Source organism: Stieleria sp. (genome assembly GCF_041595215.1).
GTDB classification, from domain to species: domain Bacteria; phylum Planctomycetota; class Planctomycetia; order Pirellulales; family Pirellulaceae; genus Stieleria; species Stieleria magnilauensis.
The window spans coordinates 1-11,409 of record NZ_JBFHKV010000145.1 but is presented as its reverse complement, the minus strand read 5'-3'; the positions used below and the strand labels follow the sequence as shown (position 1 = coordinate 11,409).

The following is an 11,409-nucleotide window of genomic DNA, read 5'->3' as shown; positions in this document are numbered from 1 at the left end:
CAATGACATCAGAGGCAATGACATCAGAGGCAATGACATCAGAGGCAATGACATCAGAGGCAATGACATCAGAGGCAATGACATCAGAGGCAATGACATCAGGGGAGGCGGCAGAGTGAATCGGGCGCCGACGTCTGACAAAATATCGCCGCCGGTTCGTCAATTCGGATCACCGCGTGGCAACGAGTCGACGCCGCCGTCCGGTTTCGGCAGGTCCAGCAACCGCGAGGTGCCAAACCTCCGCTCGATCCCGGATCTCAGGTCCTCGCCGCCGGGGCGTTCGATCCCGCAAGGCCGATCGTACACACCCCGGCAATCGTCTTCACCCCCGATCAATCGCAGCGACTTTGGCAACCGCAGCGACTTTGGCAACCGCGGCGGGCTCAAGGCTTCCGGTGGCCGTGGGAACGATGGCGGACTCAAAGCATCCGGCGGCGGATTCGGCGGGCTCAAGGCTTCCGGTGGCGGTGGCGGTGGCGGTGGCCGAGGCAGCGGCGGTCGCGGCAACGGCGGTGGGTCTGGGGGCGGAGGATCCAAAGGAAAAGGTCGGGGCAAATAAGTCGTGTAGGATCGATCAGCCGCGGCATCACACGCCGCGGTCAGGGATGTAGGCAAGATGACCTATCAGCAGCAGTACCGTCACAGCATCGAACAGCCTGAAGCGTTTTGGCGCGAGCAGGCGCGTCAGATTGCTTGGTATCGCCAGCCCGACCAGATTCTGTCTCAAGACGAGCAGGGGTTTTTCCGCTGGTTCCCCGACGGCCAACTGAACACCGCCTACCTGGCGTTGGATTGGCAAATTGAACAGGGACGCGGCGATCAGCCGGCGTTGATTTATGATTCTCCGGTGACGGGCACGACGCGGACCGACACGTATCGAGAACTGCTCGATCAGGTGGCCCGGTTCGCCGGCGTGTTGCGTCGACTGGGCGTCGGTCAAGGCGACGCCGTGATCATCTACATGCCGATGATTCCACAAACGATCGTGGCCATGCTGGCGTGCGCCCGCTTGGGCGCCATCCACTCGGTGGTGTTCGGAGGGTTTGCACCGCACGAATTGGCGGTCCGGATTGACGATTTGCAACCCAAGGTGATCCTGGCGGCCAGCGCGGGGAAAGAGCGTGATCGCGTGATTGACTATGGGACGATCATCAATGCCGCGTTGGCCGAAGCGGTCCACGCGCCGTCCCACTGTGTGATGTATCAGCGCGAGGTTCATCGTGTTGATTTGCAGCCCGGGCGCGATTGGGATTGGGACGAATTGGCCGCGACCGCTGAACCGGCCGACTGTGTTCCCGTCCTCGCCACCGATCCGCTCTACGTGCTCTATACCTCCGGCACGACCGGACGTCCGAAAGGGATTGTCCGTGACCACGGTGGCCATGCCGTCGCGATGAAGTTCAGCATGCAGAACGTCTATGGCGTTGAACCGGGCGAAGTCTTTTGGGCCGCGTCGGATGTTGGCTGGGTGGTGGGGCATTCGTGTATCGTTTACGGGCCACTGATACAGGGTTGCACCACGGTGCTGTATGAAGGCAAACCGGTTCGCACTCCCGATGCCGGGGCCTTTTGGCGTGTCGTCGCGGAACACCAAGTGCGATCCATGTTTGCCGCGCCGACGGCAATCCGCGCGATCAAACGCGACGACCCGGACGGGCTGCGGGCGCGCGATTATGACACAGGTTGTCTTCGTTATTTGTTCCTTGCCGGCGAGCGGTGTGACATCGCCACGCTTCAGTGGGCCGAACGCGTGCTCGGCGTCCCGGTGATCGACCACTGGTGGCAAACCGAATCCGGTTGGCCAATGATATCCAACATGGCGGGCATGGAACTGTTGCCGCTGCGTCCCGGTTCGGCCACCAAGCCGGCTTGCGGCTATGACATTCGGATCGTGGATCGAGGTGGGCGAGAGTTGCCGCCCAACAAAGAAGGCGCGGTGGTGGTCCGGTTGCCGTTGCCACCGGGGTGTCTGCCGAACTTGTGGCGCAACACCGAACGATTCAGGAACGCCTATCTGACCGAGCACCCCGGTTATTATTCCTCTGGCGACGGAGGCTATCGCGACGAGGACGGATATTTCTATATCACCGGCCGGATGGATGACGTGATCAACGTTGCCGGCCACCGTCTTTCCACCGCAACGATGGAAGAGGCACTGGCGTCGCATCCGGCGGTGGCCGAATGTGCGGTGATCGGCGTGGAAGACGCGCTCAAAGGCCAGGTGCCGGTGGGGTTTGCGGTGCTTAAATCCAATGTGATGCTGGATCCGGAGGTCTTGGAAGCGGAACTGATCCAGCGAGTGCGCGATCAGGTGGGGCCGATCGCGGCGCTCAAACACGTGATCCTGGCCGACAGGTTACCCAAGACGCGTTCGGGAAAGATCTTGCGGAGAACGATGCGCTTGATGTCCGAAGGCAAAACGTGGCAACTGCCCTCCACGATTGAAGATCCCAGCGTGCTCGATGAGTTGTTATCGCTGCTTGACCGTAAGGGGGTGTCTGCGACCAACGCAACCTAGTCGATCGCTAGACGTCATGATGACTTCGCCGGTTGCATCCCAAGTTGGCTGCGGTGAGGCGTCTGTCGAAGTGATCGTTTCGAAATGACATTGATTCAAACAGCCATTGACGTGATGATGCTGTGAATTCATACGCCTGTGCGGATAACTCCACTGTGCCTTTTCCTGAACTATTTTCACATACCCGAGTGCTCTCGATCGTCGGAGACATTCTGACGATCCACGCCAGTGGCGTCGCGCTCGGCGAACTCGCGTGGGTCAAGAACAGCGACGGGACGACGTCGTTGGCTCAAGTCACCGAGATTGATCACGAACGTGTTTCGCTGCAAGTGTTCGCCGGCGGCAAGGGGCTGCGTTCGGACGCGCGGGTCAGTTTTCTGGGGCACGCCGCCCAAGTGCTTTTCTGTGATGACATCTTGGGCCGCATTTTCAACGGTGTCGGCCAGCCCGTCGACGGCGGTCCGGAATTGCTCGGACAACGGCGTGTCGACGTCGGCGGGCCTTCGGTCAATCCCGTGATGCGGGTCGTGCCCTCGAAGATGATCGAGACCAAGGTCCCCATGATCGACGTCTTCAACTGTTTGGTGGAAAGTCAAAAGATCCCGATCTTTTCGATCGCCGGCGAGCCGTACAACGAACTGCTGGCTCGGATCGCGATCCAAGCCGACGCCGACGTGGTCGTGTTTTGCGGGCTGGGGCTGATCTTTGATGAGTTCCACTTCTTTCGCGACACCTTCGAAAACGAAGGCGTGTTCCCCCGCACGGTGATGTTCGCCAATCGGGCGTCGGATCCGATCGTCGAACGGTTGCTGGCCCCCGACTTGGCGTTGAAAGTCGCCGAGCGGTTTGCCGTCGAACAAAACAAACGCGTGCTCGTGCTGATGACCGACATGACCGCATTCGCCGACGCGCTGAAAGAGATCGGCGTGGCGATGGAACGCATCCCGTCCAATCGCGGCTACATGGGCGACTTGTACAGCCAGTTGGCGTTGCGCTACGAGCGGGCGTGTGATTATCGCGGTGCCGGTTCGGTCACGCTGCTGGCCGTGACCACCATGCCCGGCAACGACGTGACCCATCCCGTGCCCGACAACACCGGCTACATCACCGAAGGACAGTTTTATTTGCACGATGGGATGATCGACCCCTTCGGTTCGCTCTCGCGGTTGAAACAACAAGTGATCGGTAAAGTCACTCGCGAGGATCATTCGGCGGTGATGAACACCATGATCCGCTTGTATTCCGGAGCCCGTCAAGCCGAACAGAAACAACAGATGGCGTTCGAGCTGTCGGCGATGGATCACAAACTGTTGAAATTCGGCGAGCTGTTCACGCAGCGATTCATGCGTTTCGACGTCGCCGTGCCGCTGGAACAAGCATTGGACCTGGGATGGCAAACGATGGCGGAATGTTTTGAGCCACAAGAGCTGTTGGTTCGCGAAAAGTTGTTGAACAAGTATTACCCAGCATCATGACACTTGCGCTGAACAAAACGACGCTGAAGCGGCAACGCGATCAAGCCAAACTGTATCGCCGGTTCTTGCCTTCGTTGGAACTGAAGCGTCAGCAGTTGCAAGCCGCGTGGCGGCAGTCGAAACAGGAACTGGCGGAGATCGCGGCCGAAGTCCACCGCGTCGGTGAGGAGTTGCAATCGCTGTACCCGCTGATCGGCGGTTCCACGATCGACATCACCGAGATGGCCCAGTGGGTGCGAGTGGCCGAGGTTGAAATCAAAACGGAAAACGTCGTCGGTACCGCCATCCCCAAGTTCGGCCGACTGCGTTTGGAAGTCGATCCCTATTCGCGTCTGGCGATTCCGTTCTGGGTCGATTCCCTCGTCGAAGCACTCAAGCAGATGGTGGGATTGCGGGTGCGAATGAGGATTGCGGAAAAGCGAACCGACGCATTGGGCGCGGCGCTGCGCCGCGTGACGCAACGGGTGAATCTGTTCGACAAGGTGTTGATTCCCAAAGCGGAGGAGAATATTCGCCGAATCGTGATCTTCCTGTCCGACCAAGAACGCGCGGCCGTCGTGCGATCAAAAATTGCCAAGTCACGTTAGGCGGAAGATCAAGAGATGGCCATTGTTCCGCTGCAACGAGTGACTTTGATCGGTGATTTGAAAGATCGCGACCAGGTTTTGTTGGAACTGCAACGATTGGGCTGTGTCCATCTGGTGGATCTGGTCAACGATGGCAGCAAGCCGCAGGGGACGGCGATCGGCGCCGATGACTTGAAAGCGGCGATCGCCTATCTGGACAGTTGCCCCGAAAAACGTCCTCCGCCGTCACGTTCCACGCGGCGCGGTTCGACAAAGACCGTCTCGGATCCTGCTGACGTCACGCGAATCGCCGCAGAAGTCTTACGGATCGAATCTGAATCGCGGGAACTGGCCGACGAACAGGAGGAGGTTGCCGAAAAGATCGAACAAACCCGTCCGTGGGGCGACTTCCGATTGCCGGCGACCGACGAATTGCGAGGACAACAATTCTTCTTTTACCGGCTGTTGCATCGCGAGGTCCGCCAGGTGCCGGCTAGCGTCAGAGCGGACTGCTGTGTCAGTGTGGTCAACACCGACTCAGAACATGAATACTGGGTGATCATCGCGAAACACCCGCCCGCCCACATGCCCTGCGATCCGGAGGAGTTGGATCCGCGTCCGTTGTCGCAGCTGCAGTCGCGACTGGCGGAGATCGGCGAACAACGCGAACGGCTGCAAGTGCAACGCATCGCGCTGACCCGTTGGCTGGATCGTTTGCGTCGAGCGCTTGCGGTGACCGAGGATGAAACGGCGCGGTTGAACGCGAAGCAGCGTTCGTTGGTCGATGGTCCGGTGTTTGCACTGCAAGGCTGGGCGCCACGCAGCAAACTGGCGGCGCTGGAAACCTTTGCTCGGGAAAACACGTTGGCGTTGCATCAGCGGGCTCCCGAAATGGACGAATTGCCACCGACGTTGCTCAGCAACCCGCGTCCGATCGCCGGTGCCGAGGGTGCCGTCACGTTCTTCATGACCCCCGGCTATCGATCCTGGGATCCGACCTGGGTGATGTTTTTTTCCTTCGCCGCGTTCTTCGCCATGATCCTGGCCGACGCCGGTTACGGAGTCGTGCTCGGTTGCATTGTGGCACTGACCGCGCGGCGGCTCGGCCGAACCGCCGCGGGACGTCAGTTCCGACAACTGGCGGTGTTCATGGTCGTGGTGACCATTGTCTATGGGCTGATGATCGGAAGCTTTTTCGGCGTCGCGCCGGCACCGGGGAGTTGGTTGGACCGACTGGTGATCAAGAGCGGTGACAATTCGATCATGCAGGATCGCGAGGCGATGATGTTGATTTCGGCCACGATCGGAGTCTTTCATCTGGTGCTGGCCAACGCGGTGGTCGCCTGGCGCTGGCTGGGCAGCGGTCATGCGTTGTCCTCGGTCGGCTGGGTGGTCGCTTTGATCGGCGGGTGGTTGTTGACTTTGACCATGCTGCCCAAGCCCGACGTGATGGCGCTGGTGGCGGGACACCTTGGCGGAGACTCCGCCGCGTGGTCGGAAACGGTCGCCGCCGGTGGCTGGTGGATGTTGGGTGTCGGGTTGCTGCTCGTGTTTTGCTTTTCCAGCACGCGGCCCGTCTTTTCAACACGTCCACGCGACCTGCTGGCACGCTGTCTCGATGGCGCCTTGGGGCTGACCGGTGTGACCAAGGCGTTCGGCGACGCGCTCAGTTACCTGCGACTGTTCGCGTTGGGGTTGGCCAGTGCTCAATTGGCGCTGTTGTTCAACGAGATGGCGTCCGATGCGGCGCAGGTGCCCGGCGTGGGGATCTTGTTGGGTTTGTTGGTCTTTCTATTGGGCCACACCCTGAACTTCGTCCTGGCAGTGGTCGGAGGCGTCGTCCACGGGCTGCGTTTGACCTGTATTGAATTCTTTAGCTGGTCCCTGACTGACGAGGGGCAACCGTTCCAAGCCTTTGAAATGAGAGCGAACAAGTGATGGACGAACCGATGGTGGAAATGTTGGGCAGGATCGGGATCTATGCCCCGCTGTTCTTGGGGGCGATCGGCAGCATCTTGGGCTGCGCCGCCGGTGGTCAAGCCGCTTGCGGGGCGATGTTGGATGTGGAAGGCGGCTACGGGCGACTGATCGGTGTCTCCGCGCTGCCGTCCTCGCAAACCATTTATGGGATTGTCGTGATGCTGTCGATGAACGGCAGTTTCCAGATCCAAGCGGCTCCGGGGATGTTCGCGATCGGCACGCTGTGCGGACTGGCGTTGTTGTTCAGCGGCTGGTTCCAGGGCAAGTGTTGTGCGTCGGCGATTCACGCGACCAAGAGTAAACCCGAAGTGTTTGGATTGTCGGTGGCACCCGCGGCGATCGTCGAAGGTTTCGCCGTGTTCGCCTTTGTGTTTGCCTTGATCCTCGCGGGCGGATTGCCCTCAGCGGCTGGAGGTTCCTGATTCCATGTCAACTTCATCCCCCGTCGACAAGGCGGCTCAACCCCAGCCAGACGCCAAAGCGGACGCCAGTGTGGGCGTTCAAGAACTGATCGACCGGCTTAAGTCCGAAGGCGTTCAGGAAGGCCAGCAGCAGGCCGAGGCCTTGTTGGCCGAAGCCAAGAAGCAGGCCGCCAAGTTGATCGACGCGGCTCGTGCCGAAGCCGCCACGATCGCAAGCGAAGCTCAGCTGCAAGCCGAGCGGACGCAGACCAACGGCAAGCGGGCGCTCGAATTGGCCAGCCGCGATGCCAGTTTGCACCTCAAGGAACAACTGCAACACGAATTCCGCGGCTGGGTCGGCGGATTGGTGCGCGAGCAATTCGAAGACGCCGAATTTGTCGCCGAACTGATCCGAGAAATGGCCACCCAAGCGATCGCGACGCTCGGTGCCGGGCCCGCCGGCGCCCAGTCGGATCAAACGGCCAAGCTGAAACTTCTGGTCTCCCCGGACGGCGCAAAGTCGATCGAGGCGTTCGTCAAAGGCCAAGCCGCAGACATGTTGCGGCAGGGCGTTCATTTGCAAGCCGATCGATCGTTGACGCACGGATTTCGCATCCAGATCGTCGACGATGACATCGAGATCAACTTCAGCGACGAGGCGGTCACCGCGGCGCTGATGCGTTTCTTGGCACCCAAGTTTCGTCAACGGATCAGTTCCCTCGCCAACGATGCCTGATTTGACATGCAGTCCTACTACACGCTGATGGCATCGCTGCCGCAGTTGCCACGCGAGTTTGATGACGGGCCGATCCCGATCTCCGCCGCCACGTTGCGGCACAGGGTTTCCATGCTCGACCACCACGACCGGCAAACCGTCCAGCAAGTTTCTGACTTCTTTCGTTGGGACCGTCAGCCACGCGACCGCAGCGATGCCGAAATTCGCGCCACGCACCGTCGCCTGGTCGCGGAGATCCGGCACCCGTTGGTCGCCCTGCTGGTTCACCATCGATTTGAGATGCGGATGCTGGTCGCGGCGCTGCGATGCCAACGCGGCGGGTTGCCTCCGCCCGAGTTTCCCGAATTGCCCTTGGCCGTCTGGATCCAACGGCATTGGGATGAACCTTGTTTTCGGCTCAACGACCGTTTCCGTTGGTTGCCACGGTTCTGCCAGGCGATCGAAGACCATCAACCGCGACGGGCCCAGTGGCACCTGTTCACAGAACTGTGGAATCACTGGAGTCGATGGAACGATCAGTACACGTTTTCGTTCGAGTCGGTCGTGTTGTACCTGGCGCGATGGGAGATCCTGCATCGTTGGGCAAGCCAAAATGAACAATGTGGCAGACAACGGTTCAACGACTTGGTCGATGACATCCTGCAAACCGGTGGGGTGAATTGCTGATGTGCTACTCCAGTTGGATGGGTGACCCGAATGACGCCGACTCATGCACAGGCCGATTGGGGCGAGGCCAGACGCAAGCCGGCTGCTTACGCCACGGATTTTTTTCTCTTCGTCGATACCTGGGAATTCAATGAACGCTACCGCCAACGATCAAGACTCTGCCACCGCCAAGGTCTTGGGGGTCAACGGGAACATCGTTCGTATCGAAGTGTCCGGCGGACGGATCATGAAGAACGAGGTCGCCTACGTGTGCGTGGGTGAAGAACGCTTGAAGGCCGAAGTCCTGCGGGTCAACGGCGACCAAGCCGAATTGCAAGTTTTCGAAGAAACCGACGGCGTGCGTTTCGGTGACAAAGTCGAGCTGTCCGGTGAGATGTTGTCGGTGTCACTCGGCCCGGGGTTGCTGGGGACGATCTATGACGGGTTGCAGAACCCGCTCAGCGAGTTGGCCCAGTTGGACGGGTTCTTTCTCAAACGCGGTCGCGACGTCGCCGCGCTCGACCCGGCCAGACGGTGGGACTTCACCCCGGTGTGTCAGGTCGGTGATCAGGTCGTCGCCGGTCAGGTGCTGGGGACCATTCCTGAGAAGAACATCGTTCACAAGGTGATGGTTCCCTTTGATGCAAGCGGCACGATGACGGTCCAGGCGATCGCCGAGGGCCGCTGGCGGACCGACGCGACGGTGGCCACGTTGACGGATGCCAAGGGCCGCCAGATGCGGATCCCGCTGGTGCAAACGTGGCCCGTTCGTCGACCGATCTCGGCGCTGATGCAGCAACAGCGGCTGATCGAGCGGGAGTTCCCGTCGCAACCGCTGATCACCACCACGCGAATCATCGACACGTTCTTTCCGATTGCCCGTGGCGGGACCGCCTGCATCCCCGGCCCGTTCGGGGCGGGCAAAACCGTGATGCAGGGATTGATCGCGCGTTACAGCACCGTCGACGTGGTGATCGTGGTGGCCTGTGGCGAGCGGGCGGGCGAAGTCGTTGAAACGATTCATGACTTTGCCGAAATGCCCGATCCGCGGACCGGTGGAAAGCTGATGGATCGCACGATCATCATCTGCAACACCTCGTCGATGCCGGTCGCTGCCCGCGAAGCATCCATCTACACCGGCATCACGCTGGGCGAATACTATCGGCAAATGGGGCTGGACGTGTTGCTGTTGGCCGATTCGACATCGCGTTGGGCCCAGGCGATGCGGGAAACCAGCGGACGGCTGGAAGAGATCCCCGGCGAAGAGGCGTTTCCGGCTTATTTGGACAGTGCGATCAAGGAACTGTATGAGCGCGCCGGTGTGTTGCGGATGGCGGACGGCACGACCGGCAGTTTGACCCTGATCGGATCGGTTTCACCCGCCGGCGGCAACTTTGAAGAACCGGTCACCCAGTCGACACTGGGGACGGTCAAATGCTTTTTGGGACTGTCCTACGACCGTGCGTACAAACGTTTTTATCCCGCCATCGATCCGCTGATTTCGTGGTCTCGCTATCGCGATCAGCTCGAATCATTCTTCAAATCCGAAGTCGATCCGCATTGGACCGCCGGCGTTTCGGCGATGCACCAGTTGTTGCGAGACGGCGAAAGTATCGACCAGATGATGCAGGTCACCGGCGAAGAAGGCATCTCGATCGAAGATTACGTGACGTACCAAAAAGCGATGTTCCTGGACATGGTGTACTTGCAACAAGACGCCTTTGATCCGGTCGACGTCTCGGTGCCGCTGGAACGACAAAAGGAAACGTTCCTGCTCTGCCAGAAGCTGATCAACGACGAGTACGGGTTCGAAGACAAAGAGCAAGCCCGGGTGTTCTTCACCGAGCTGATCGGGCTGTTCAAAAACCTCAACACCGCCAAAAGTGACTCCGACGATTTCAAACGGTTCCGCAACCGGATCTCAGAGCTCCAGGCCACCGCATTGGTCGTCGATGCCAGCTGACCGAAATGCGTCTGAAAGAACGCATGCTGTGATTCCAGTCACTCCAATGCAACGAATCGCTATCAAACGCGCGACCACCGTCCTAACAGTCCTGCTCGCGATCGCCATCGGCTGGTGGATCTGCTCGCCACGTCAGGGCCCCGGATTCCCGGCGTCCAAACGTATGATGTGCGCGAACAACATGAAATGGATTGGGCTGGCGCTTCGACAATACGAAATTGATCACGGCACATTTCCTCCCGCGTTCATTCCCGGTGACGATGAGCAACCTTCCCATAGCTGGCGTGTCCTCCTCCTGCCGTACCTCAATCAACAAGATTTGTACGACAGGTACCGGTTTGATGAACCATGGGACGGCCCGAACAATTCAAAGCTTGCGGCGATGATGCCGGACGTGTTCCGCTGCCCTGCTTGCATCGGAGAGACTCCACCGACACATACCAATTATGTCGCCTGTCTCCACAACGATTCCGTCCTGTCGGGCTCCGTCCCAAATGCCCGTTCCTCGATTGATGATCCGATCAGAGGGACCTTGCTTATCAGTGAGACAAGAACCCATGCCGTTCACTGGATGTCGCCTTTTGATTTACCCTCAACGGAAATGTATGCCGAGATCGCTGACGGAATGGGTATCCACGATCGTGGCTTCAACGCAGTCATGGCTGATGGAGCCGCTCTGTTTTTGCCTCGCACGATCACACCATCTGACTTTGAAAGCCTAGTCACCCGATCGGGAAATGAGGAGCCTGTCGAGCTGCACTCTCATCCAAGCCCTTCAACGCAGTAGAGCTGCACCGATAAGAAATGGGTTTCTGTAACAAGTGTTTTCATTGCGATTCCTCGAAGGCACGTTCGACGGCGTCGATCCGGCGAAGGGTCGCTTTCGTTCTCAACGACATGCCTTGGGACGAGTGCTCCGTCAACACGATCGGTGAGCCGCTGGCCGTGAGGCCACGGGTAAAGTCCGTCGCGCCCAGCCGCTGACGCGTCGCGGCTCACTCGATCAACGAGCCGCTTGCGAGTTACGCTACACCGAAATTAAGTTTGGCCGGAGCCCTAGTATTCCTTGTCACCTTGCGTTTCGGGTAGGCGGTAGTGGACGAGGCGACGGGGCCTTGCCAATAT

General features: G+C 59.5%; 10 protein-coding genes. All 10 read left to right on the top strand.

Features of this window, described 5'->3' with window-relative positions; genetic code table 11:
* The first annotated feature begins 229 nt into the window (after positions 1-229).
* The 10 genes from ABX749_RS08095 (at position 230) to ABX749_RS08050 (ending at position 11,071) form a co-directional block, all read left to right on the top strand.
* Complete coding sequence (locus ABX749_RS08095) at positions 230-559, top strand: hypothetical protein (protein ID WP_372895530.1); 330 nt, start codon at positions 230-232, stop codon at positions 557-559.
* A gap of 57 nt (positions 560-616) precedes the next feature.
* The gene (locus ABX749_RS08090; protein ID WP_372895529.1) at positions 617-2,518 is read left to right on the top strand and encodes a propionyl-CoA synthetase; all 1,902 of its coding nucleotides are present in this window, start codon (positions 617-619) and stop codon (positions 2,516-2,518) included.
* Positions 2,519-2,673: 155 nt separating this feature from the next.
* On the top strand, positions 2,674-3,993 hold the full coding sequence (locus tag ABX749_RS08085; protein ID WP_372895528.1) for a V-type ATP synthase subunit B: 1,320 nt from the start codon (positions 2,674-2,676) through the stop codon (positions 3,991-3,993).
* Positions 3,990-4,580, top strand: coding sequence for a V-type ATP synthase subunit D (locus tag ABX749_RS08080; protein WP_095736332.1), 591 nt, complete (start codon positions 3,990-3,992; stop codon positions 4,578-4,580). The genes ABX749_RS08085 and ABX749_RS08080 overlap by 4 nt, the downstream gene beginning before the upstream one ends.
* Positions 4,581-4,595: 15 nt before the next feature.
* A complete protein-coding gene (locus ABX749_RS08075; RefSeq protein ID WP_372895527.1) occupies positions 4,596-6,497 on the top strand; it encodes a V-type ATP synthase subunit I in 1,902 nt (633 codons plus the stop codon).
* A complete protein-coding gene (locus ABX749_RS08070; protein ID WP_095736334.1) occupies positions 6,497-6,961 on the top strand; it encodes an ATP synthase subunit C in 465 nt (154 codons plus the stop codon). Before ABX749_RS08075 ends, ABX749_RS08070 begins: the two co-directional genes overlap by 1 nt.
* Before the next feature lie 4 nt (positions 6,962-6,965).
* Positions 6,966-7,676: a hypothetical protein gene (locus ABX749_RS08065; protein WP_372895526.1), complete on the top strand. Its 711-nt coding sequence runs from the start codon at positions 6,966-6,968 to the stop codon at positions 7,674-7,676.
* A 6-nt stretch (positions 7,677-7,682) separates the two neighbouring features.
* Positions 7,683-8,342 (top strand): hypothetical protein, encoded by a 660-nt coding sequence (locus ABX749_RS08060; RefSeq protein WP_372895525.1) that lies wholly within the window; start codon positions 7,683-7,685, stop codon positions 8,340-8,342.
* 130 nt (positions 8,343-8,472) lie between these two features.
* The gene (locus ABX749_RS08055; RefSeq protein WP_372895524.1) at positions 8,473-10,284 is read left to right on the top strand and encodes a V-type ATP synthase subunit A; all 1,812 of its coding nucleotides are present in this window, start codon (positions 8,473-8,475) and stop codon (positions 10,282-10,284) included.
* 46 nt (positions 10,285-10,330) lie between these two features.
* On the top strand, positions 10,331-11,071 hold the full coding sequence (locus ABX749_RS08050) for a DUF1559 domain-containing protein (protein WP_372895523.1): 741 nt from the start codon (positions 10,331-10,333) through the stop codon (positions 11,069-11,071).
* Positions 11,072-11,409: the final 338 nt, after the last annotated feature.

Bases quoted from the DNA above. Each gene is read 5' to 3' on its own strand.
- ABX749_RS08090 (WP_372895529.1), top strand. From the start codon at position 617: ATGACCTATCAGCAGCAGTACCGTCACAGCATCGAACAGCCTGAAGCG.
- ABX749_RS08080 (WP_095736332.1), top strand. From the start codon at position 3,990: ATGACACTTGCGCTGAACAAAACGACGCTGAAGCGGCAACGCGATCAA.
- ABX749_RS08075 (WP_372895527.1), top strand. From the start codon at position 4,596: ATGGCCATTGTTCCGCTGCAACGAGTGACTTTGATCGGTGATTTGAAA.
- ABX749_RS08070 (WP_095736334.1), top strand. From the start codon at position 6,497: ATGGACGAACCGATGGTGGAAATGTTGGGCAGGATCGGGATCTATGCC.
- ABX749_RS08065 (WP_372895526.1), top strand. From the start codon at position 6,966: ATGTCAACTTCATCCCCCGTCGACAAGGCGGCTCAACCCCAGCCAGAC.
- ABX749_RS08060 (WP_372895525.1), top strand. From the start codon at position 7,683: ATGCAGTCCTACTACACGCTGATGGCATCGCTGCCGCAGTTGCCACGC.
- ABX749_RS08055 (WP_372895524.1), top strand. From the start codon at position 8,473: ATGAACGCTACCGCCAACGATCAAGACTCTGCCACCGCCAAGGTCTTG.
- ABX749_RS08050 (WP_372895523.1), top strand. From the start codon at position 10,331: ATGCAACGAATCGCTATCAAACGCGCGACCACCGTCCTAACAGTCCTG.